Annotated in this window: 21 protein-coding genes and 1 pseudogene; 12 read left to right on the top strand and 10 right to left on the bottom strand. The window is 39.6% G+C overall.

Translation table 11 applies throughout. The features are described 5' to 3' along the window. Positions 1–83 precede the first annotated feature (83 nt). Positions 84–215, top strand: a pseudogene (locus ACHFIZ_RS06600) (helix-turn-helix domain-containing protein); the annotation flags it as partial. Positions 216–277: 62 nt separating this feature from the next. Here the strand turns inward: ACHFIZ_RS06600 and ACHFIZ_RS06595 are convergent. Continuing rightward, positions 278–2,677, bottom strand: a complete 2,400-nt coding sequence (locus ACHFIZ_RS06595; RefSeq protein WP_410884073.1) for a glycosyl hydrolase family 95 catalytic domain-containing protein — start codon at positions 2,675–2,677, stop codon at positions 278–280. A 235-nt stretch (positions 2,678–2,912) separates the two neighbouring features. Here ACHFIZ_RS06595 and ACHFIZ_RS06590 point away from each other — a divergent pair, with 235 nt between their 5' ends. Next, positions 2,913–3,068, top strand: a complete 156-nt coding sequence (locus tag ACHFIZ_RS06590) for a hypothetical protein (RefSeq protein ID WP_410884071.1) — start codon at positions 2,913–2,915, stop codon at positions 3,066–3,068. A 203-nt stretch (positions 3,069–3,271) separates the two neighbouring features. Here the strand turns inward: ACHFIZ_RS06590 and map are convergent, their stop codons facing one another. From map to ACHFIZ_RS06565, 5 genes are read right to left on the bottom strand one after another with little or no spacing between them, the layout of a single operon-like run. Beyond that, positions 3,272–4,075, bottom strand: coding sequence for a type I methionyl aminopeptidase (map, locus tag ACHFIZ_RS06585; protein WP_410884070.1), 804 nt, complete (start codon positions 4,073–4,075; stop codon positions 3,272–3,274). Positions 4,076–4,107: 32 nt separating this feature from the next. After that, on the bottom strand, positions 4,108–4,575 hold the full coding sequence (bcp, locus tag ACHFIZ_RS06580) for a thioredoxin-dependent thiol peroxidase (protein WP_410884068.1): 468 nt from the start codon (positions 4,573–4,575) through the stop codon (positions 4,108–4,110). A gap of 5 nt (positions 4,576–4,580) precedes the next feature. Further along, complete coding sequence (locus ACHFIZ_RS06575) at positions 4,581–6,296, bottom strand: M23 family metallopeptidase (protein ID WP_410884066.1); 1,716 nt, start codon at positions 6,294–6,296, stop codon at positions 4,581–4,583. A gap of 5 nt (positions 6,297–6,301) precedes the next feature. Further along, positions 6,302–6,913, bottom strand: a complete 612-nt coding sequence (locus ACHFIZ_RS06570; protein ID WP_410884064.1) for a fumarylacetoacetate hydrolase family protein — start codon at positions 6,911–6,913, stop codon at positions 6,302–6,304. Between the two features lie 31 nt (positions 6,914–6,944). Then, entirely contained in the window at positions 6,945–7,466 is a 522-nt protein-coding gene (locus ACHFIZ_RS06565; RefSeq protein ID WP_410884062.1) for a T9SS type A sorting domain-containing protein, read from the bottom strand. Positions 7,467–7,671: 205 nt separating this feature from the next. Here ACHFIZ_RS06565 and ACHFIZ_RS06560 point away from each other — a divergent pair, with 205 nt between their 5' ends. Further along, a complete protein-coding gene (locus ACHFIZ_RS06560; RefSeq protein ID WP_410884060.1) occupies positions 7,672–9,624 on the top strand; it encodes a KUP/HAK/KT family potassium transporter in 1,953 nt (650 codons plus the stop codon). 230 nt (positions 9,625–9,854) lie between these two features. Here ACHFIZ_RS06560 and ACHFIZ_RS06555 read toward each other — a convergent pair whose 3' ends face one another. The 4 genes from ACHFIZ_RS06555 to yihA are packed head-to-tail and all read right to left on the bottom strand — an operon-like array spanning position 9,855 to position 15,077. Continuing rightward, on the bottom strand, positions 9,855–11,798 hold the full coding sequence (locus ACHFIZ_RS06555) for an amino acid permease (protein WP_410884058.1): 1,944 nt from the start codon (positions 11,796–11,798) through the stop codon (positions 9,855–9,857). 55 nt (positions 11,799–11,853) lie between these two features. Then, positions 11,854–13,569 carry a M3 family oligoendopeptidase gene (locus ACHFIZ_RS06550; RefSeq protein ID WP_410884056.1) on the bottom strand — a complete coding sequence of 572 codons (1,716 nt, stop codon included), beginning with the start codon at positions 13,567–13,569 and terminating at the stop codon, positions 11,854–11,856. A gap of 1 nt (position 13,570) precedes the next feature. Continuing rightward, positions 13,571–14,437, bottom strand: coding sequence for a UbiA-like polyprenyltransferase (locus tag ACHFIZ_RS06545; RefSeq protein WP_410884054.1), 867 nt, complete (start codon positions 14,435–14,437; stop codon positions 13,571–13,573). A 10-nt stretch (positions 14,438–14,447) separates the two neighbouring features. Then, positions 14,448–15,077: a ribosome biogenesis GTP-binding protein YihA/YsxC gene (gene yihA / locus ACHFIZ_RS06540; protein WP_410884052.1), complete on the bottom strand. Its 630-nt coding sequence runs from the start codon at positions 15,075–15,077 to the stop codon at positions 14,448–14,450. A 52-nt stretch (positions 15,078–15,129) separates the two neighbouring features. Here yihA and ubiE point away from each other — a divergent pair, with 52 nt between their 5' ends. From ubiE to ACHFIZ_RS06495, 9 genes are all read left to right on the top strand, one after another. Further along, entirely contained in the window at positions 15,130–15,861 is a 732-nt protein-coding gene (gene ubiE, locus ACHFIZ_RS06535) for a bifunctional demethylmenaquinone methyltransferase/2-methoxy-6-polyprenyl-1,4-benzoquinol methylase UbiE (protein ID WP_410884050.1), read from the top strand. Positions 15,862–15,865: 4 nt separating this feature from the next. Continuing rightward, positions 15,866–16,597, top strand: coding sequence for an outer membrane beta-barrel protein (locus tag ACHFIZ_RS06530; protein WP_410884048.1), 732 nt, complete (start codon positions 15,866–15,868; stop codon positions 16,595–16,597). 53 nt (positions 16,598–16,650) lie between these two features. After that, positions 16,651–17,409, top strand: coding sequence for an SDR family NAD(P)-dependent oxidoreductase (locus tag ACHFIZ_RS06525; protein WP_410884046.1), 759 nt, complete (start codon positions 16,651–16,653; stop codon positions 17,407–17,409). Positions 17,410–17,423: 14 nt separating this feature from the next. Further along, the gene (locus tag ACHFIZ_RS06520; RefSeq protein WP_410884044.1) at positions 17,424–17,870 is read left to right on the top strand and encodes a GatB/YqeY domain-containing protein; all 447 of its coding nucleotides are present in this window, start codon (positions 17,424–17,426) and stop codon (positions 17,868–17,870) included. A 96-nt stretch (positions 17,871–17,966) separates the two neighbouring features. Beyond that, a complete protein-coding gene (locus ACHFIZ_RS06515) occupies positions 17,967–18,731 on the top strand; it encodes an alpha/beta fold hydrolase (RefSeq protein ID WP_410884041.1) in 765 nt (254 codons plus the stop codon). Continuing rightward, positions 18,732–19,394 (top strand): CBS domain-containing protein, encoded by a 663-nt coding sequence (locus tag ACHFIZ_RS06510; protein WP_410884039.1) that lies wholly within the window; start codon positions 18,732–18,734, stop codon positions 19,392–19,394. It abuts the gene before it with no gap. Beyond that, complete coding sequence (locus ACHFIZ_RS06505; protein WP_410884037.1) at positions 19,395–20,276, top strand: NAD kinase; 882 nt, start codon at positions 19,395–19,397, stop codon at positions 20,274–20,276. Further along, the gene (locus ACHFIZ_RS06500) at positions 20,277–21,086 is read left to right on the top strand and encodes a DUF6089 family protein (protein ID WP_410884035.1); all 810 of its coding nucleotides are present in this window, start codon (positions 20,277–20,279) and stop codon (positions 21,084–21,086) included. It begins immediately after the preceding gene. A 17-nt stretch (positions 21,087–21,103) separates the two neighbouring features. Continuing rightward, positions 21,104–21,844 carry an isoprenyl transferase gene (locus ACHFIZ_RS06495; protein WP_410884033.1) on the top strand — a complete coding sequence of 247 codons (741 nt, stop codon included), beginning with the start codon at positions 21,104–21,106 and terminating at the stop codon, positions 21,842–21,844. Positions 21,845–21,895 lie beyond the last annotated feature (51 nt).

The raw sequence follows: 21,895 nt of genomic DNA, 5'->3' as shown, positions 1-21,895 counted from the left end.
GTGACATAATTTCTGTTAAGTTACCAAATTCACTTAACTTGCTGACTACTCAAGGGTAGCAACTCCAGTCTTGTCAGTATCTTTATTTCACAGACAGTTCTGTCAAAGAAATATGCACCGAGTTGGGAATAAATGATCCATATTATTTCTCACGCTTATTTAAAAATTTCATGGGTATGTCATCGGCGAAATACAGGAAATCTCATAAAAAATAAAAACGATTAGGTTTCTAAGCAGCAAGAGATTCAACATCTCTACTGCTTAGACAATGGCTTCGCTAAATCTTAACTACTCTGTATTGCTTTCCTGCTTTAGCCCTAAATGTCAGACTATTCCCCGATACAATATTCTTAATCGTCTTACCGGATTCAACCTCAACAACAGAAAATCCATTTCCAGTGGAGGCAGTGATTAGAGTGCACTTTTCGGTAACCTCCGAATTGATCCTTACTTCCGAAACCTGGTTCTTATGCCACTCTATATCAACAACAAACCCGCCCCTGGCTCTCAGCCCCTGAACTTTTCCATCCTCCCAAGCTTGAGGTAAGGCTGGTAGAACATGAATTGCCCCAAGATGACTTTGCAACAACATTTCAGCAATCATGCCGGGTACACCCAGATTGGCATCGATTTGAAAAACGTTCCCTGTAAGAGAAAATAAGTTTTTATTGATATACCCTGATAGCAAGGCACTTAGGTGACCCATTGCCTTTTCAGGCTCCTGCAATCTTGCCCATAGTCCAATTCTTTGAGTAAGGCTCCAGCCTTGGACATCTCCTTTCACATTATCCCTTGCCTGCAATGACACTTTTGCTGCATTAGCTAGATTAGGACTTGTAAAGGGATTAATTCTTTCACCCTGATAGACCGAAATGAGGTGCGACACATGCCGGTGATTATCGTCCTTCTTGTCCCAGTCATATTTCCATTCCTGTAGTTGCCCCCATGATCCAACTTTCAAAGGCAGTAATTTCTCACGCATTTTTAGCAGTTCTCTTCTAAAGCGGGCGTCGATACGTAATACTTTACTCGCTTCAATTACATCTGAAAATAATTCATAACACATAGATTCGTCGGAAGTTGGCCCATCAGTTATGGGTAAATGCTCAGGTGAAACAGAAGGAGAAGACACCAAAAATCCGTTTTCATCAGGGATAAGCCACTTTTGCCAAAACTGAGCTTGTTCCTTTAATGTGGGATATATGTGCTTTCGGAGGTAGGTTTTATCGCCGTTAAAACGATACTTATCCCATAAATTCTGGCAGATCCAGCCAGCATTAAATGGAGCCCAGCCCCAGTAAGTTTCCCAACCAGGAGCAGTAAAACCAAAAGGATTATTCATTGGATGAACAACCCATCCCCCTCCAGTAACTCCATGATGTTTCTCTGCGGTAACTCTCCCAGGTGCCCGTAGTGAATTTATGTAATCAACCAGCGGTACTGAACATTCAGTAAGGTTAGTGACCTCCGCTCCAAAATAATTCATCTCAATATTTATGTCGAAATGATAATCCCCATTCCAGGGTGGGTTATTGGAATTATTCCATACTCCCTGCAAGTTGGCCGGCAAACTTCCCTCGCGGGATGAAGAGATTAAGAGATATCGCCCGTACTGAAACATTAGCTCCTCCAGTGCTCTTGTCTTTTTTATACTATAAGTTTTAACAAGCTCGTCTGTTGGAACATTTTCTCCCTGTGCGTCAAGATCCAGTTTTACCCGATTGAAAAGTTTCTGATAATCTTGTTGATGGTTCTTAAGGAGAACCTGAAAATCTTTCTTTGCAGCATTGCCCATTATACGCATTACAGTATCTCTTGGATTTGCACCGGTATACCTAGGGTAAGAATTAACATATTCAGTCGCCGCAGTCATCAATATAATAACCGAATTAGCCTTGTTTACTCTAAACCCATTCTCCTTCCACATTATCTCTCCTCCGTCATTGAAGACCTTAATTATCGACTCGAGTCCCAATTTGTTATCGGTAACTCTCCCGGTCGTGGAAATACTCTTCGTGGTCAGGTCCGAACTAATTCTGCTCTTACTTTGGTTGCAATCTGCTGTCACATTAAAAGTTAAAGATTCCGGTTTGTCGGCCGAAAGGCGAATCACCATTACCCTGTCGGGATAGCTACAGAAATATTCTCTCTTATAATGAATATTATTATGGTTAAACTCTACCCTGACAAGCCCCTCTTGCAAATCCAGCGCCCTCAGGTAATCCCTGACATTTTTTTCCTCAACTTGTCCCGAAAAATCCAAATGGATATTACCGAAGCTCTGATATGCTCCAAAAGCCCGCGGATTCCCTAACATATGTTGCCCCATCAGACTTTCGGCCCCTTTGTAATCCTGCTTTAAAATCTTTTCGCGGATCTCTGGTAAATAACGCGCGGCACTATCCCTATTCCCACCTTGGTACCCTTTCCATGCTCCTGGCCCTCCACTCCAAAGCGTTTTTTCGTTATACTGAATCTGTTCTTTTTCAATTCCGCCAAAGATCATCCCTCCCATATACCCATTTCCGATAGGTAGTGCTTCAGAAGCCCAATCTTTTCCAGGAGAGGTATACCATAACTGAAGTTTTCTGCTGCGAGAACTACTGTCTGAATATACTGTAGCTGAACCCGAAAAACAATGAAGTAAAAAACATGTAATCCAAAATAAGTTTTTCATAATTATACCTTTATGTCTGGCTTTTTTCCTATTGATGAGGGTGTTAATATATATATCTTTAGCTGAAAGAATGTAAATAGGACAATATTGTCCATCATTTCTTACAAAAACTCCATTTTTAGGAAGATCAGGTGCAGCTAACTTTAGCCAGCCAGTTTGAAATCTTATTCAATGAACACATACACCAATTACTAGAATCCCGGAGGTGGAGAGCCTTTTGGTTAATTGTTTCGTAATGAGCAACGCAGAACGTCTTACTCTAGCTATTAAAGGATTCAAGAATGTGAAAGTATATGGTGAAATCACGGTCGGAGCAATTGCCTATAAAAGGAATTCGGCGACATGGCTTTGCTACCCATTGGCAGGTTTAAAGTGTATAATACTGATGTGAAGGCTCCTGATAACACCTTCAATATGAAGAAATTGGCATCATTATGGACGTGTTACTCGACAATAAATCTAATTGGATTGAACAAGTATATTTTAAATTCTAAGATGATTTGTGACTGGCCTATTTGATCATCGTGCCATGTTATTTGTTTATTTAATACTTTGCCGTTTGCGGGCGCAAGATTCAGGACTTAAGGACCTTTTCTAATAATAACTGCTATTTAAGTTGATATTTGCCTTCTCGGCAGCTTCAATGATACTAAAATCAGACAGAATTTCGGCACTACCTTTCTTTATACATACATTATGTTCAAAATGTGCGGCCAAAGAATCATCTTCAGTTGCAACCGTCCAGCCATCATCAAGTGTGTAGATATCGCATCCACCCATTGTGATCATAGGCTCTATAGCTAACACCATATTCTCCTGCAACTTTTTTCCAGTTCCACGGCGACCATAGTTTGGAACATTTGGATCCTCGTGCATTTCTTTTCCTACTCCATGCCCCACCATCTCGCGCACAACACCATAACCATGCTGCCCATTAGTATATTGCTCAATCGCATAGCCAATATCGCCCACGCGGTTGCTGGTGGTTGCCTGTTGAATTCCCACATATAAAGATTCTTTCGTTATTCTTACAAAATCAAGAACTTCGGGACTTGTTTCGCCTATAATAAAAGTATAGGCATGATCTCCATGAAATCCATTTTTATAAACTACAGTATCAATAGTAACTAAGTCGCCATCTTTTAATTCATATTGTCCGGGAAAACCATGAACAACTTGCTCATTAATCGAAATGCATAAGCTATAAGGGAAACCATGATAACCTTTACATGATGGTAGACCTCCATTGTCCCTGATAAAGGCCTCCGCCATAACATCGAGCGACAAAGTGGTTATGCCGGGCTTCATCACTTTAGCGACCTCGGTAATGGTTTTACTTACCATTAGGCAGCTTTCTCTTTGCAGCTCTACGTCTTCATTCGATTTATATAGACTCATCTCTTTATTTTTTGCAAAAATACAAAAAATGCTTAACTCAATTTTAAAAGCTCCAAAACTTGGTTAGTGGCATTTTTGGTGTCAACCTTTGAGATAATGTGCGCGATATTTCCTTGTTCATCAATGATGAATGTCTTCCTGTTCGTACCCATATAAGTTTTTCCATACATGCTTTTTTCTGCCCAAACTCCATAAGCTTCTACAATCTTTTTATCGGTGTCGGCCAATAGGGTAAATGGAAGGTTGTGCTTTGCAACAAATTTCTTGTGAGATTTCTCATCATCTACACTTACGCCAAGTACTACAATGCCCTTGCCGGTAAGGCTTTCGTATTTGTCTCTAAAATCGCATGCTTCGGCGGTGCAGCCAGGGGTGTCGTCTTTTGGATAGAAATATAAAACAACCTTTTTGCCTACAAACTGCGATAGACTAATTTCGTTACCTTCCTGATCTTTTCCTGTAAATTCTGGAGCCTTTTGGCCTTCTTGTAGTTCAGTCATTATAATTATTTATAAAATGTAATTGAATAGGTTTTGCTGTTATCCTTCATGTCTTTTACTATGAGTTCAAAGTTATGTTTACCCGGCCCCGTCTGTTCATCAAAGGTGTGCCAAAGGGAAGCCGTTTTCGTATCAAACTCCATAAGTACCCATTTACCATCTATGAAGCCATTGAAGTTTTGAATTCCCGACAAATTATCTCTGATCTTAAAGGATATTTTACTGATTCCGGCCATACTTTTCCCGTCGTGTATGTTTTGCGGAAGGATGACAGGGGAAAGGGTATCTGTCGAGATAAAAAAGCTTCCAAAGTTACGTGGTTTTGCTTTTACATATCCGTTTTCGAAATAGCCGCCCTGAGATGCTCTGCTCGAACTTACAATAACCGCCTTGCTTCTTAGATTTTCAGGAAGGTCTTCGGCATTTATCCAAAGTTCAAAGCCCACATGTAAAGGGGTCAGGTTGTTGTGAATCTGATGGATTGCTGAATACGCGTTTCCAACCGGCTTAGCTGAACTCTTGTAAATGAAGTTTAAGTCGTTATATAAAGTTCCCTTCGGGAGAACCACTTTTACCTTATCATTGTAAAATTGATTTTCGATATCATAAGGAAAACGTGCAGTCTCGGAAGCTGTATTTTCTTGGTAAATCGCAGGTTTAGCGTCCGCCTGAACATTGAATGATAAGGTACTTTTATTTCCGCTTCCATCTGTAACAATATATTGGAGTTTATGAAGCTTTCCGTCGTTAAATTCAATATGACCGCGGTTAACAAGATTGCTATAGATCGATAACGGGTTACCCGGATCTACAAAGCTTTTCTGTATACTTCGCTTAGTAGATAAATAGGTAGGATAGTCAATATGTGAGTTTATGGCTTTGCTGTTTTCAAATACAAACTTTTCGAGAGAAGAAGTAAAAACATGATTTTCATCTAGTAATAGTTCAATGGAATAAACCCCATTTAGACCAGAAGCACCGTTATGACGATCGGCGGTAACGATTCCAAAGCCGACTTCACCTGTTAGGTTTACGGTACCCGCTTTGTAATTACCTGCTGATCCAGTAGTTGCCAATGTCTGTTTTGGAGTAAACTCATTAAAAGGTCGTTTATTCAATTTATATGCGTAAAGAGAATAAATTACCGGCGGTATATTATCGGTAATGTTTAGTCCGAAAAGCTGTGGATTAATTGTAGCCTCAGTCTTGGTGTCTCTAATCTCAAAATGTAGGTGTGGCCCGCCAGAGCTTCCTGTGTTTCCAGAATATGCAATAACATCACCCTTGCGAACGGGAATTGAAAGTTCATTTGGGAAGTCGTCAATCTCATATGACTTCTTTTGGTATTGAATAGATTTAACCTGTCGGGCTATCGCGGTGTTGAATCTGGAAAGGTGTCCGTACACAGAAGTGAAGCCATTCTTATGATTAATATATAACGCAAGTCCGAAGCCACTGTTTTGAACCCTTAATCGAGATATATACCCATCTGCGATTGCATATACAGGATAGCCTATACGCTGATTGGTACGGTAGTCCATCCCAGAATGAAAATGGTTTGACCTTAATTCACCGAATGATCCGGCTAGAGCCGGCGGTGTGATATTAAGTGGCGGTCTGAAATCCACCAAAGGGTACTTACCATCACTAAAGATCTGTTGAGCAAATGCTTGCACGCCTATGGATAGAAGGAATACTGTAATCAATTTGAATTTTATCATTCGTTCTACTTTATCTCAAAGTTCAATAGTTCCCTGCCCGCAAGATTTCCCTGAAGCCTATCACAAGTATGTACTTGACCGACTCCCTCGGGAGTGCCTGTAAAGATTAAATCTCCTTTCTTTAACGTAATGTATTTCGAAATGAAGTGGATGATGTAATCACAGGAAAATAGCATCAAGCTGGTATTTCCCTGTTGCCTGATCTGGTCATTGATCTTTAATTCAAAATCTAGATTTCTTAAATCAGAAAATCCCTCTTTCGGAACAAAACTACTTACTGCGGCAGAGTTGTCGAACGCTTTGGCAAGTTCCCAGGGTAGTCCTTTTTCTTTGTGTTCTGTCTGGATATCTCTTGCTGTGAAATCGATACCTAATCCTATTTCTTGGTAATATTTAGAAGCAAATTTCTCCGCAATATGTTTTCCTTCTTTCGATATCTTTAAAACTACTTCCAGCTCGAAATGGATATTATTGGAAAAGTCAGGAATATAAAAAGGCTTGTTGTCTTTCAAAAGTGCGGTATCCGGTTTTAGGAAAATAACTGGTTTACCGGGAATAGGATTATTAAGTTCTTTAGCATGCGCAGCATAGTTGCGTCCTATAGCAATAATCTTCATGAATGGTGTTTTTACGAAAGTAGTAATTCTATTATAGAACAGAAATTCTCTTTACAACAGTTTCTGAGCCAGAAATGATTTTCAGAAAGTAAATTCCAGGGTTCAGACGTTCTGGAATGTTATAAGTTTTAGTTTGCTCTCCCGCCGCGGCGCGTTCATTGCCAAGAGTAACCACCTCATTCCCTAAAAGATCCATGATCTTTACAGAGAAGTTAGACTCGCGATCCATCTTTATCACTAGGTTGACCTGATCTTCAACAGGATTGGGATAAACTTTTAGTACCGATAACAGTTTATCCTGTTTAATGGTCAAAGAGGTATTAGTTTTTGAAGTTGCAGAGACTTCCGGATACGGTATAAATCCGAAATTGTATTTCGGCCTATAACTTTGAACGGATCCTTTAATCTGTGGGGTACTAAACAATTTTTTGTACCTGATGGCATTGGCTGAGCTATCCGGTTTTTGAGCAAAAACAGTAAAGCTAAGCGACATACAGATGCTGAGAAAGCAAAAGATGTTCAGAAGAAGCGTTATAGTTGGCTTTACACTCATATATATGCGCTCAAAAATATAAATAAATAAACAAAAAAATCAACGTTTTTGTTCAATGTTTGATCTTTTAACAATATTTAACAAGTTATTACGTTTCGAGCTCCATCAAGGTTTCCCTATAAATTCCGCGGTAATCCCGGAAAGGAGGTTTGTCCAGTATACTTGGCTGATTTTAATCTAATTTTGCATTAAATTTTAAATTATTGTGACGAGTCATAAAAAATTAAGTACCCTATCTGCGGGAGGTCTTCTTGTCAGCTTGGGTATTGTCTATGGAGATATAGGTACTTCGCCGCTTTATACACTGAAAGCTATTTTTAATTCAGCTGTTTCGGGAGGACAAATCGTAGATGCCAACCTGGTTTTAGGGTCGCTCTCATGTATCATTTGGACACTTACTTTGCAGACGACATTAAAGTACGTCATAATTACCCTTCGGGCCGATAACAAGGGCGAGGGCGGAATATTTTCACTCTATTCCTTGGTTAGAAAGCGATCGAGATGGTTAGTAATCCCCGCAGTTATCGGAGGTTGTGCGCTTCTTGCAGATGGAATCATCACGCCAAGTATTACAGTGACTTCGGCAATTGAAGGTCTGCAATTGAAGTTCCCTACAGTAAGTGTGATACCTATAGTACTGGCCATTATTACTGTGCTTTTTGTTATCCAACGGTTTGGAACCGATCTGGTAGGTAAGCTATTCGGGCCGGTAATGTTTCTCTGGTTTGGAACCCTCGGGGTACTGGGATTTTTGTATGTGCTTCAGGATTTAACCATTTTAAAAGCGCTGAATCCATACTATGCTTACAATTTATTGGTAAATAATCCAATGGCTCTTCTAATCCTTGGAGGGGTGTTTTTATGTACTACCGGAGCCGAAGCGCTGTATTCGGACATGGGTCATTGCGGTCGCAGAAATATTCGGGTAAGCTGGATCTTTGTGAAAGCAACGTTGATATTTAACTACCTCGGCCAGGGAGTATGGGCTATTCACCATGGCAACTATGATACTAGCTTAAATCCTTTTTTCGAAATTGTTCCAAACGATTACCTTTTGTTTATGGTGGCACTTGCTACCTGCGCGGCAGTAATTGCAAGTCAGGCGATGATCACAGGTTCATTTACCTTGATCGCGGAGGCAGTTAGGCTCAACCTATGGCCAAAGGTTAGGATCAATTATCCTAGCGACCAGAAAGGGCAAATCTATGTGCCATCAATTAATTGGATCCTTTGGGCGGGTTGTATAGGTATCGTTTTGATATTCCGAAGTTCTGGAGCTATGGAGGGTGCTTATGGTCTTGCAATTAACCTGACCTTTTTAGCCACAACTATTCTAGTCGCCTTTTATATGAAGCGCAAGAAAATTCCAATGTACGCTATTGTGATTTTCCTTTGTATTTATTTATTGCTTGAACTTACTTTCTTAGTTGGAAATATGGCCAAGTTCTTCCATGGAGGTTGGGTTACCGTTCTTATTGGATTTTTTCTTTTTACCATCATGCGGAGCTGGTACGTTGCCCGTAAGATCAAGAATCGGTTTGTTAAATATGTGGAAATTGAGGACTACTATCAGATCATCAATGAGCTTAGTGGTGATGAATCGGTACCAAAATATTCCTCGCAACTGGTATACCTCACCAGTGCGAACTTTAAGACGGAAATTGAATCGAAAATCATTTATTCCATTATTCAGAAGAAACCAAAGCGCGCAGACATATATTGGCTGGTACATGTTGATGTGGTGGATGAGCCGTACACAAGGGATTATAAGGTTGAGTTTCTGATTCCCGGTAAATTAATTAGAATCGATTTCAAGTTAGGATTCAGGGTTGAGCAACGTGTGAATTTGCTTTACAGAAAAGTGATTGAAGAACTTGTTAAGAATGGCGAGGTAGACATCACAAGTCAATATAGATCTTTGAATAAGCACAAGATAGCGGGGGATTTTCGCTTTGTGCTTTTGGAGAAACACTTATCTAAATTTTCTAAACTTAACTTCTATGAGCGCACTATAATGGATTACTACTTTATACTAAAAAAGCTAAGTCTTTCTGAAGAGCAGGGTTTCGGTTTGGATTCTAGCTACGTAGATGTAGAGAAAGTTCCATTAATCTTCGTTACCCCAGATGATATCGAACTGAATAGGTTGCCTGTATAAAATAAGCAACGGCCTTCTCATAAGCACAAAAAAGGCTCCGGGGAGGAGCCATTATTGTAAGGTTTCCAACCAAACAATTTTAGGGATAAATAGGAGGGATTGTTAAATATTCAATCTTTCAATGAATATTCATTATTACGGCTAATATAGAAAATTATTTTCACACTAAAGAGTGAAAAAACAGATAATGCAGATCGGGGAAAATATTCTACAAATTTTTGCTCACTAGACTATTCTGCGTTCAGTTTACTATGTTTGTAGCCATACAAGAAATACACAACTAATCCAATAAGTAGCCAGATTCCAAAGCCGATCCAATTGGATATCCCCAGTTCGCACATCATATACAGACAACTTACAAGGCCCAATACTGGTATTAAAGATAGGTTTTTTGCCACACAGTAATAGGTTATAACTGTGCAAATAATCAGAAAAATCCACATTGGAATCTTGTGTTTAAACAAGCCAAATCCACTTTCATACCTTTTTTCTGTCCTCAATTGAGAGCCAGTCATAAATTGATTGTACTGATCCGCGGATAACTTATTCAGGTAAAGTTCTGCATCATTGCTTTCACCAGTTTGGTGAAGTTTAACTTGATTTGCTTTGATCTCATTTTTTACGGTAGCCAGCTCGACTTCGTTTAATGATGTCAGAAATGCCACTGGTTCGTAAACCTTAGGCTTGTTGAATAAAAAGGCGGTAGTTTCAGTTCTATAAAAGTTCAAAGAAAAGATGATCGCAGCTATGAAAGCAACTGGAATGATATATTTAGAGTTGGCGTAAGGTATTTTAAACTTTCCTCTCTTAATATCCGGTTTATTTTGGAGCACCAATACCCCGGCACAAACCAACACGAATGCAAATAAGGTACCTATAGAACAAAGGTCTGTTACAATTGTGAGGTTCATGAATAATGAAGGTACCGCAACTACGAAACCGACTACGATGGTTGCAAATGATGGTGTTTTATAAACAGGATGTATTCTAGAGAAAGCTTTGGGCAAAAGGCCATCGCGGCTCATACTCATCCAGATACGTGGTTGTCCCATTTGGAAAACTAATAGCACACTGGCCATTGCAAACACCGCACTTACAGCGATAATTCCACTCATTAATTTCAGATCGATCTGATCAAAAACAAACGCTAAGGGATCGCCAACAGCTAATAGTTTGTAATTCACAATTCCTGTAAGAACCAAGGCAATAGCCACATATAAGACGGTACAGATAATGATTGCCCACATCATTGCTCTGGGAAGATCACGTTGAGGGTCTTTACATTCCTCTGCAGTAGTTGAAATGGCATCAAATCCTATATATGCAAAGAACACAGCCGAAACGCCTTTTAAGACTCCAGACACCCCGTTTGGTGCAAATGGGTTCCAGTTGGAAGTATCGACATAAAATACACCTACGGATAATACCAGAAGGATCACGGCAAGCTTGACAACTACCATCGCATTGCTGGCATTCTTGGATTCTTTCATTCCACGATAAACCAACCAGGTAATGAAGATAATGATGGCCAAAGCAGGTAAATCTGCTACTATGTGGAATCTTCCAATTTGAGGGGCAGTGTTCCATGCATTGTTTGCTATTCTGGTAACATCGTCCAGATCAGCATAACTTTTACCTGCATTGATCAGGGCATCCGCATGATTATGACCATTAAAAGCGGAAAGATAATCCATAGTTATCCAATTTGGCAGGTTAATGCCATCAATATTCAGGGCGGGTATTCTTATAGATGAAAGTAGCCCAGTAAAATAGTCCGACCAGGATATGGCTACAGTTATGTTGCCAATTGCGTATTCCATGATGAGTGACCAACCGATGATCCATGCAACCAACTCTCCAAAGGCGACGTAGGAATAAGTGTAAGCACTACCAGATACAGGAACCATAGAAGCAAATTCTGCATAGGCAAAGGCTGCGAAACTACAGGCTACTGCTGTAAATATAAAAAGAAAGATTACTGCCGGACCTCCGTCTGCACTTGCTTTACCGATTGTGCTAAAAATACCAGCGCCGATGATTGCTGCGATTCCAAATGCGGTGAGATCTCGTACTCCTAATGTTTTATGTAAGGAAGAACTATGATCTCCATATCCCTTTTCGGCATCTGCGAGAATTTTTGTTATTGATTTCTTGCGAAAGAGTTTTTCAAACATAGAATATTAATAAAAAGTCGGTTGGAATAGTCAAACTTAAATAAATACTTGTTAACTATCCTAGTTTCTGCAATTCATCTTTAACGAAATGGGTTAATTCTTCCACATAACTTAAGCTGAAGTTGAATTTGATCCCTGCAATCTCGTATATTTCGTTGATGGGCTTGCTATAGCCCAATGAAAGGGCGTCAAGATATTGCTGTAACGCTTTTTCAGGATTTTCTTTGTAGTTTTTCCAGATCGCGATTGCTCCAAGTTGGGCAATTGCATATTCTATATAATAAAATGGCACTTCAAAGAGGTGCAGTTGTTTCTGCCATATGTTCGCGAACTCGTTCTCTAAGCCGTCCCAATTGGTAAAACCATTTCCGAAACGCGTGTAGATCTGTTTGAATGCTTCTTCTCTGTCGGCAGCATTGTGTCCCGGGTTGGTGTAGATCCAGTGTTGGAACTGATCAATTACAGCTACCCATGGCAATGTTTTTAAAACATCAGCAAGTTGTTCTTTCTTAGCTCTCGTCAAATCTTCTTCATTGTCGAAGTAATGATGCCAATTGTCCATAGAAATCAATTCCATACTCATGGAAGCTAATTCCGCTACTTCTGATGGACAATGCTTGAAATCATTTAACTCAAGATCTGCAGTCAGAAAAGTATGAACAGCATGGCCACCTTCGTGCACCATCGTGGTCAGGTCTCTCAAAGAGTTTGCTGAATTCATGAAAATAAATGGCGCACCGGTTTCTGCCAGCGGATAGTTATATCCTCCTGGAGCTTTTCCTTTTCTGCTCTCGACATCGAATAAGTTATTAGACTTCATTATCGCAAGCATTTGTCCCAATTTAGGGTTGATGGCATTGAAGCAAGCGATGCTTTTGTCGATCAGTTCTTCGCCGTTTTTGAACGGTTTGAGCGCAGGTTTCCCCGTTGTGCTTACTTCCATATCCCAAGGTTTCAATTCTTCCAGGCCAAGCAGTTCAGCCCGTTTTTCTGCCTGTTCCCTTAACACTGGAACGATTTGTTTTTCTATCGCTTCATGGAAGTGATAGCAATCTTGTGGAGTATAGTCAAATCTTCCTAATGCCTGGAACATATAGTCGCGATAGTTCTCGAATCCCGCATTCAATGCAACCTTATGGCGCATTGCAATGAGTTCATCGAATAACACGTTTAGCTTGTCTTTATCTAATTGACGCCTTTTCTGGATGTTTTCCCAAGCCTGTTGTCTGACTTTCCTGCTAATGTCCTTCAAGAAATTTGCAGCTTCCTCTAAAGTATATTCATGGTCGTTAATGACTACGCTCATGGAACCTGTAATGGCTTGATATTTTTGCTGAGCTACTTGCAGGTTTGTTAACAGCGAAACATTTTCATCTCGATACAATTCAATTGATTTCTTAATTGCGCGAATAAAAACAAAGTATTTATCCTGGTCAAGTCCGTCTGTAAAAGGACTATCATTAAATTTTTGATTGAGCTTATTGGCGACAGGGGATATTTTAGGTTCAATTTCAGTAGCAAAATATTGGAAATCCTTTACTAGAGATTGATTAGTAGTATCGCAACTCATCTTGATATATCTCCATGCAAAATCTTCTTCAAGCGCCGCCTCTAATTCGCTTTTATCTCTTAACCATTGCTCCAGCTCTTGAACATTTGAAATATCCCTTGCTAAAAGCTCACCAAGTATTGGCTCCAACGTTTCCCACTTCATCTCCAATTCTTGCGGAATGTAATTTCTTTTCTTTTTAGGTATATAAAGGTCGATCATATTATAGTATAGAATTTGTTCTTAAGAAAGCGTCCACCAGGTAACACACGGCAAAAATTACCGAAGCATAGCCATTGGTGGTCGCGAATGCTTTATTGACTTTACTGATGTCGTTCGGTTTTACAAGCAGGTGCTGATAAATTAGCATTGCGCAGAAAAAGGCTACCCCTATGTAATAGACAAAGCTGAAGTCCGTGAAAAGTATGGGTAAAATTACGCTAAATGCGGCTCCTACGTGAAGTACGACTGATAAGTTTAAGGCATTCTTGCGACCTAAGGCTGCTGGTATAGAATGCAAATGCTCTGCTTTATCGAAATCTTCGTCTTGCAATGCATAAATAATATCGAAGCCACTTACCCAGAACAAAACAGCCAGCGAATAAAGAATTGGGACAATGTTGAACGATCCTGTTACCGCAATATAAGCACCGATAGGTGCCAGTGCTAATCCTAAGCCGAGCACCAGGTGACACAACGCTGTAAATCTTTTTGTATAACTATAAAAAAGAACTATAAAGAGCGCTACTGGTGATAAATAGAAGCAAAGTGGATTTATAAAAAAAGTTGTTATCACGAATAGAACGCAGTTTGTAATCACAAATACAAGAGCGGAATTCGCTGATACTATCCCCGCAGGAATGTCCCGCATTTGAGTGCGAGGATTCTTTGCGTCAATCTTTCTATCCAGGTAACGGTTAAAGGCCATCGCAGAATTTCGGGCGAACACCATACAGAATAATACCAAAACTAGTAATAACCACTTGAAAGGCTGAATTGTTGTGGCTACGCCAAGGAAGAAGCCAATCATGGCAAATGGAAGCGCAAATACCGAATGTGTAAATAGTACGAGTGAGAAGTACTTTTTCATTTATTGAGGATTAAAAATCTTCGTTAGGTGTTAAAATAGGCATTGCAAAGTCAAGGTTGACATCGTCTATAAATTGAAGAACCTCGTCGCGCCCCGTCCCTTTTTCTCCAGAAGTGATAAAGTAAGGAGGGATTTCTTCAAACCAACCGCCCAAGGCTTTTTTGAAAGCCTCTACATTCTGTTTTGTTTTTACAGGCGACTGTTTGTCGGCCTTGGTGAATGCTAGGGCAAATGGTATTTGGATTTCTCCCATCCAGCAACAAAATTCAAGATCTATTTTTTGAGGTTCTATTCGACTGTCTATCAATACGAAAACACATTGAAGGCTTTCTCTTTTGGTGATGTAATTTCTAATGAACTTTTCCCAGTTTTCCCGACTGTTTTTAGAAACCTTAGCGTAGCCATATCCCGGAAGATCGACGATATACCATTTTTCATTGATTAAAAAATGGTTAATCAATTGTGTCTTACCTGGTCTTTGAGAGGTTTTGGCGAGTCCATGCTGGTTTACCAGCATGTTTATGAGGGACGATTTGCCAACGTTTGAGCGACCTATAAATGCATATTCTGGCATATTAGCGGTTGGCAAGGCAGAAACCTTTGTATTGCTACAAATAAATGTTGCCGATTTTATAATCATTTGACAAAGGTAGAAAATTAGTTTTCAACAATACTTATCTTTGGCGCTAACTATGAACGAAAACATTACTCCGTATCATTCTAAAACTGCAACTAAGAAAGAGCAGGTTGCAAGTATGTTCGATAATATTTCTGGTACTTATGATTTTCTAAATCATTTTATGTCTCTCGGTATCGATATCATATGGCGTAAAAAGGCAATCAAGGAGCTTCTTTCTAATAAACCAAAGGTGATATTGGATGTGGCGACGGGAACCGGTGACTTTGCCTTTGAGGCGATCAAGATATTGAAACCTGATCAGATCATTGGTGTTGATATCTCCCAGGGGATGCTCGATGTTGCAAATAGGAAGATCACTGAGCGCAATCTGCAGCAAGTGTTTTCTGTGGCCCTGGGTGATTCTGAGGGTCTGCTTTTCGAAGATGATAAGTTTGATGCCATCACTGTGGCGTTTGGCGTTCGAAATTATGAGAATCTTGAAAAGGGCTTGTCTGACATGTACCGTGTGCTGAAGCCGGGTGGAAAGATTGTAATTCTTGAATTTTCTAGGCCACGTGCTTTTCCGATAAAGCAGGTTTATAATTTCTACTTCAAGCATATAACTCCAATGCTTGGTAAGTTATTTTCTAAGGATGAGCGGGCGTATATTTACCTTCCGGAATCTGTAGCTGCATTTCCAGATGGCGCTGATTTTGTGAACCTGATGTCTAAAGTAGGTTTTAAATCTGCTGGTGACAGAAGACTAACTTTTGGTGTAAGTGCAATTTATACCGGAACAAAGTAATTAAATGAAGTTGAGATTTAGGTTCCTGGTTTTATGTTTGCTACTCGCAACTGCTTCCAGTGCTCAGAATTGGGGCGGTGGGGTAGATGACGAGCCGCTACATTTTGGTTTTACATTCCAATACATTTCGTCCGAATATAAGATTTTAAAAAAGGCAAACTGGCAGGATCCTTTTGTAGACCCAGAGGGTTTGGTTGAACCGACTTCATCACTCCGATCTATTTCTTCTACACCTTCTCCAGGATTTGGAATTGGCTTTGTAGTAAATAAAAGGTTAGGGGAGAATGCGGACGTTAGGTTTACACCCGTGTTGGTTTTCAATGATCGTTCTGTTGATTATCAATACTTTATCGCTGATGATGATAACATTAAAAAAGTACAAACAACCTTGGTTGAGTTTCCTGTCGGGATCAAGATAAAGTCTAATCGCAGGAACAATTATCGGGCATATATTCTGGGGGGCTTGAAATATTCCACAGATATTTCTTCAAGGAAGAAAACCAACAATGCATTGGTGACTGATCCTGTGGAAAAATGGTTAAACAATGAGCGCAAGTATTTGTCTTACGAAGCTGGGTTTGGGTTAGATTTGTATTTTGAATATTTTAAAATGTCACCTGAAATCAAACTTTCCTATGCTACTAATAATATGCTCATCGATGAGCCTACACGCTATGCTGCTCCGATTGATCGGTTAATGCTACGTCATGTGACTTTCAGTTTATTCTTCGAGTAGGCTGTACTTTCAAAAAAAGTATAAATTTGTTTAAATATTCATACTATCTACTTATGGCAAAAATTGCATTAATTACGGGAGCAACATCAGGTATCGGGGCTGCTTGTGCTCATTTATTCGCCGCGCAAGGTTATCACCTTATATTAGTGGCGAGGAGAGAAAATCTGCTTTCTGATATTAGTAAGCGCTTAACTGATAAATATGCGATTGAAGTAAAAACAGTATTGGCTGATGTCAAGGATCAGGAAGATCTCTCCTATAAATTAGAGGGCTTGTCTTCGAACCTTAAAGAGGTAAGTGTGCTAATCAATAATGCCGGACTTAGCCAGGGTTTGGATCCTATTGATAAAGGTAGTATCAGCGACTGGGATACGATGATCGATACAAATGTGAAAGGATTACTATACGTCACCAAAATAGTTTCCAATTGGATGATTGACCAAAAAGCTGGGCATATCATAAACATTGGTTCAATTGCTGGACAGGAGGTATATCCAAATGGTAATGTCTACTGTGCGACCAAGCACGCGGTTGATGCGTTAAATAAAGGAATGAGAATTGATCTGTTGCCGCATGGGATAAAAGTAACCGCTATAAACCCGGGTATGGTAGAAACGGAATTTTCTGTTGTGAGATTTAAAGGTGATGAAGGCAGGGCGAAAAAAGTGTATGATGGGTTTGAGCCATTAGTTGCCAATGATATTGCTGAAGCAATTTGGTTTGCTGTGAGTAGGCCAGCTCATGTAAATATTAATGACATGCTTATAATGCCGACAGCACAGGCCGCGGCAACAATTATTAATAAGAGTTAGATAATACCGAATATATGATATCGAATACAATAGATCAAGAAATTAAGCAAGCTATGCTTGCTAAAAATCAGGTAAAACTACGTGGATTAAGAGCGATAAAAGCTGCGCTTTTGTTGGCTAAAACCGAGAAAGGTACTACAGAAGAAGTTACTGAAGAAACTGAGCTTAGAATATTGCAACGCTTATTAAAGCAGCGTAGAGAGTCTGCAGATATCTATAAGCAGCAAAATCGTGAGGATTTAAGCTTGATCGAAGAGGAGGAAATCGAGGTAATTGGTAGTTTCATGCCCCAGCAGCTTAATCGTGCTGAGGTTACATCTATTGTAGCTGATCTTATTAGGACTTCAGGAGCCAGTTCTGTTAAGGAGATGGGTAAAGTTATGGGCTTGGTAAATAAGGAATTGGCTGGCAAGGCCGATGGAAAGCTGATTGCAGAAATTGTTAAAGAACAATTGGCATAAATTGTGATGCGGTTAAACGGTACTGATAATTAGTGCTTTTTTTATAGTAAATTAAATTTAGTCTACTAACTTAGGGGCTATACTTACCTGAATCAAATGAAATACGAAGTAATCGAAGACAATGGGTTTAAATATGTTGAAGCCGGAAAAGGTGAGACCCTGGTATTACTTCATGGATTAATGGGCGAGCTCAGCAACTGGGAACCAGTTATTGATCATTTTAAGAATCATTACCACATACTTGTTCCTATACTGCCGCTGTATGAACTTCCAATTCTGACACTTGGTGTTAAAAGTCTTTCCAAATATTTGCATCGCTTTGTTAAACACAAAAAGCTGGGACAAGTCGTATTGATTGGCAATTCACTAGGTGGGCATATTGGTTTGATTTTTACTGCCGCACATCAGGAACATGTTAAGGCATTGGTGCTGACGGGAAGTTCTGGATTATATGAAAATGCATTTGGTGGGTCTTTTCCAAGGAGAGAGAGCTATGATTATATCAAGGAAAAGGTAGAGTTTACATTTTATGATCCGGCCACCGCTACAAAGGAACTTGTTGATGAAGTTTTTAAAACTGTCAACGAGCGTTCAAAAGTAATCAGAATACTCGCGCTTGCTAAATCGGCTATCCGTCATAATATGTCTAAAGAGTTATCACGGATCACCATACCAGTTTCTCTTATTTGGGGAAAACAAGATAAGGTGACCCCTCCGGAAGTTGCTGACGAGTTTCACCAGTTATTGCCTAATTCGGAACTGAACTGGGTAGACCTTTGTGGTCACGCACCGATGATGGAGCGACCAGAAATATTTAACGATTATTTAGAAAAGTTTCTAAATAGAATTTTACTGAAATAAATGGTTGCATCCGAACTCATATCCAATTTGATACCACCACTAAAGCCTTCGGACAGTGTTCAGAAGTCGTTAGAAAGGATGATTGAGTTTAAACTTTACCATCTACCGATCGTAGATGAGAGTCTGTTTGTTGGTCTTGTGGCTGAAGAAGATTTGATTGAGGTCAGAGATGTGACGCAGGCGATGGATACGTTAACTCTTCCCTTAACAAGCCCTTTCGTTTATGAAGACGCACATATCTATGATATTATCAGGGTGTTTAATCAACTTAATCTATCCATACTACCTGTATTAGATTACAAAAAAAACTATCTTGGAATGATCTCAATAAACAATGTTCTAGCGTATACCTCAGAAATATTTGCTGTGAAAGAACATGGTGGGATCATTGTTTTGGAAATCAGCAACAGAAATAATTCATTGTCTCACATGGCCCAGATAGTCGAGGCCGATAATGCACAGATCCTGTCTTCATATGTGCAATCTTTCCCGGATTCTACGAGGTTAGAAGTAACTCTTAAAATCAATAAGACGGAGCTTTCTGGCATTATATCTTCTTTTGAACGCTATAATTACCAAGTGAAAGCCGTTTTTAATAACACGATTGCCGATGACGGGACCGAAGACAGATTTAATTCTTTTATGAATTATTTAAACGTATAATTGATGATTGCGATTTACGGCAGGGAATTCAATAACAGTGTCTTACCGTACGTTCAGGAAGTATTCAATGTTTTGCAACACTATGATACCCCTGTATTCGTATATAAAAAGTATCTCGACTTTATAAATGAAAGGATTAAACTCCCTGAAAATATTATCACGTTTGAGACACATGGAGAGCTAAGGGGCAAGGCAGATGTCTTGATCAGTTTGGGAGGAGACGGCACTTTGCTGGATACTTTGGCGCTGGTGCAAGATTCTAGTGTTCCTGTGATCGGGATCAACTTTGGTCGCCTGGGCTTTCTTGCCAGTATCAATAAAGACGAAATCAAACTCGCCATTGAGGCAATACAGAACAAGAATTACACACTTGATAAGCGGACTTTAATTAGTATAAACTCAACGCAGCGACTTTTTGGAGACGAGAACTTCGCGCTGAATGATATTACTATTCATAGAAGAGATAATTCGGCGATGATGCTTATTCATGCGTATATGAACGATGAATTTGTGAACTCTTATTGGGCAGATGGTTTAATTATCGCTACTCCGACCGGTTCCACAGCATATTCACTAAGTTGCGGGGGACCTATCATATTTCCAAGCTCACAAAATTTTGTGATTACGCCGATTGCGCCTCATAATTTAAATGTAAGGCCTCTAATTATCCCTGATGATGTGTCCTTGACTTTTGAAATAGAGGCAAGGAGTTCCAAGTTTCTGGTTTCATGTGACTCGAGGACGGAGACGGTAAATAGGTCAGTTAAAATAACTTTAAATAAAGCTGCATTTCATGTAAATTTGATCCGTTTGAATAATGAGAGTTATCTAACAACATTAAGAAACAAATTACTTTGGGGAATAGATACCCGGAATTACTAGATGTCATATAAAGCTCGACTTTTCATACTTCTTATCTCAATGGGGATGGCTTCTGGCTTACATGCGCAGGTTCTTGAAATAGGCGTTGGGGCAGGAGGTGCGGGATATATTGGGGATTTGAATCAGGACAATAATTTCAAGATAAGTGGGATATCTGCAGGTGCCTATCTTAAGGGAAACCTGGATCCATACTGGGCTATTGGTGTGCATTACAACTATGGAAGGATTAAAGCTGACGATCTAAAAAGCAGTAATGAACAGTTCAAGATGCGAGGCTTAAATTTTAACAGCGATTTACATGAGCTTAGTCTGCAGATGGAATTTAACTTCCTTGAATATTATGCCGGTGGAGGCACGAAAAGATTCACTCCATATATATTTACGGGAATAGGGCTTTTATTTTTTAGTCCGAAAGGTGTTTATCGTGATCCTGCTACTGATGATAACGAGTGGTATAGGCTGAGATTTTACATGACTGAGGGACAAAGTAGAAGTTACCGTAATTTTGCTTTAGCTATTCCTTATGGTGTAGGCACGAAATTTAGGTTGAAGGATAATTGGGGATTATTCACCCAAGTTGGCTACAGAACTGCTTTTACTGATTATATTGACGATGTAAGTGACAGTTATCCGAGGACTGCTTTCACCGGTACTAGTGAGGAAATCGCAGTGAAAGTAATGTTGTCAGATCCTGGTGGAGTGGGTACTCCCGCCACTCAGCGAGGTGACTTTAGAAAAAGAGATTCTTATATGTTTGTAGGTGTTGGCATATCTTTTACCTTTCTGTCTCAAAAATGTTATACATTTTAGGCATATTTGCACGGTAAATGGGATTCAAAGAACAAATAGACCTTACGCGTCTTCCGGAACATGTGGCAATCATAATGGATGGCAACGGCAGATGGGCTAAAAATCAAGGGAAAATAAGACATTTCGGCCATGAAACTGGTGTTTTATCGGTGAAGGATATTGTGGAGGGCTGTGCAGACATTGGTATCAAGTACCTCACGGTATATGCTTTTTCAACAGAGAACTGGAACAGACCAATTGATGAAGTTAACGCTTTAATGGAATTATTGATATCAACCATCAACCAGGAGACACCTACCCTTACCAAAAATAATATCCGTTTGAATGCGATAGGTGACATTGCCTCTCTCCCCCAAAAATGTATTGATGATTTGAAGAGTGCAATGGACAAGACCGCCAGTAACACAAGATGTACCTTGACATTAGCATTAAGTTACAGTGCAAAATGGGAGATTCTTAACGCTGCTAAAAAACTTGCCAGACAAATTCAGGACGGACAACTTACTGTTGAAAATATCAATGAAGAGAATTTTGCTGCCCAGCTTACGACTATAAATATGCCGGATCCGGAGTTGATGATCCGCACCAGTGGAGAGCACAGGATCAGCAATTTTTTGCTTTGGCAAATGGCTTATACGGAATTTTATTTCACCGATACGCTTTGGCCAGACTTTAGACAAGAAAACCTTTTTGAGGCTATTGTAGACTACCAGAAGCGCGAAAGACGCTTTGGTAAAATTAGTGAACAATTGAACTAATTTTAACTTTAACACTTTTTAACATGTGTTTAAATTAACTTAGCATCGATT

Origin of the sequence: Pedobacter sp. JCM 36344 (assembly GCF_046546555.1) — a bacterium.
GTDB lineage: Bacteria > Bacteroidota > Bacteroidia > Sphingobacteriales > Sphingobacteriaceae > Pedobacter.
The sequence above is the reverse complement of the archived record's forward strand: the minus strand, read 5'-3'. Positions and strand labels throughout refer to the sequence as shown.

What these genes read in the sequence shown, in the direction of transcription:
- ACHFIZ_RS06595 (WP_410884073.1), bottom strand. Translation starts at nt 2,677, where the DNA reads ATGAAAAACTTATTTTGGATTACATGTTTTTTACTTCATTGTTTTTCG.
- ACHFIZ_RS06590 (WP_410884071.1), top strand. Translation starts at nt 2,913, where the DNA reads ATGAGCAACGCAGAACGTCTTACTCTAGCTATTAAAGGATTCAAGAAT.
- map (WP_410884070.1), bottom strand. Translation starts at nt 4,075, where the DNA reads ATGAGTCTATATAAATCGAATGAAGACGTAGAGCTGCAAAGAGAAAGC.
- bcp (WP_410884068.1), bottom strand. Translation starts at nt 4,575, where the DNA reads ATGACTGAACTACAAGAAGGCCAAAAGGCTCCAGAATTTACAGGAAAA.
- ACHFIZ_RS06575 (WP_410884066.1), bottom strand. Translation starts at nt 6,296, where the DNA reads ATGATAAAATTCAAATTGATTACAGTATTCCTTCTATCCATAGGCGTG.
- ACHFIZ_RS06570 (WP_410884064.1), bottom strand. Translation starts at nt 6,913, where the DNA reads ATGAAGATTATTGCTATAGGACGCAACTATGCTGCGCATGCTAAAGAA.
- ACHFIZ_RS06565 (WP_410884062.1), bottom strand. Translation starts at nt 7,466, where the DNA reads ATGAGTGTAAAGCCAACTATAACGCTTCTTCTGAACATCTTTTGCTTT.
- ACHFIZ_RS06555 (WP_410884058.1), bottom strand. Translation starts at nt 11,798, where the DNA reads ATGTTTGAAAAACTCTTTCGCAAGAAATCAATAACAAAAATTCTCGCA.
- ACHFIZ_RS06550 (WP_410884056.1), bottom strand. Translation starts at nt 13,569, where the DNA reads ATGATCGACCTTTATATACCTAAAAAGAAAAGAAATTACATTCCGCAA.
- ACHFIZ_RS06545 (WP_410884054.1), bottom strand. Translation starts at nt 14,437, where the DNA reads ATGAAAAAGTACTTCTCACTCGTACTATTTACACATTCGGTATTTGCG.
- yihA (WP_410884052.1), bottom strand. Translation starts at nt 15,077, where the DNA reads ATGATTATAAAATCGGCAACATTTATTTGTAGCAATACAAAGGTTTCT.
- ubiE (WP_410884050.1), top strand. Translation starts at nt 15,130, where the DNA reads ATGAACGAAAACATTACTCCGTATCATTCTAAAACTGCAACTAAGAAA.
- ACHFIZ_RS06530 (WP_410884048.1), top strand. Translation starts at nt 15,866, where the DNA reads ATGAAGTTGAGATTTAGGTTCCTGGTTTTATGTTTGCTACTCGCAACT.
- ACHFIZ_RS06525 (WP_410884046.1), top strand. Translation starts at nt 16,651, where the DNA reads ATGGCAAAAATTGCATTAATTACGGGAGCAACATCAGGTATCGGGGCT.
- ACHFIZ_RS06520 (WP_410884044.1), top strand. Translation starts at nt 17,424, where the DNA reads ATGATATCGAATACAATAGATCAAGAAATTAAGCAAGCTATGCTTGCT.
- ACHFIZ_RS06515 (WP_410884041.1), top strand. Translation starts at nt 17,967, where the DNA reads ATGAAATACGAAGTAATCGAAGACAATGGGTTTAAATATGTTGAAGCC.
- ACHFIZ_RS06510 (WP_410884039.1), top strand. Translation starts at nt 18,732, where the DNA reads ATGGTTGCATCCGAACTCATATCCAATTTGATACCACCACTAAAGCCT.
- ACHFIZ_RS06500 (WP_410884035.1), top strand. Translation starts at nt 20,277, where the DNA reads ATGTCATATAAAGCTCGACTTTTCATACTTCTTATCTCAATGGGGATG.
- ACHFIZ_RS06495 (WP_410884033.1), top strand. Translation starts at nt 21,104, where the DNA reads ATGGGATTCAAAGAACAAATAGACCTTACGCGTCTTCCGGAACATGTG.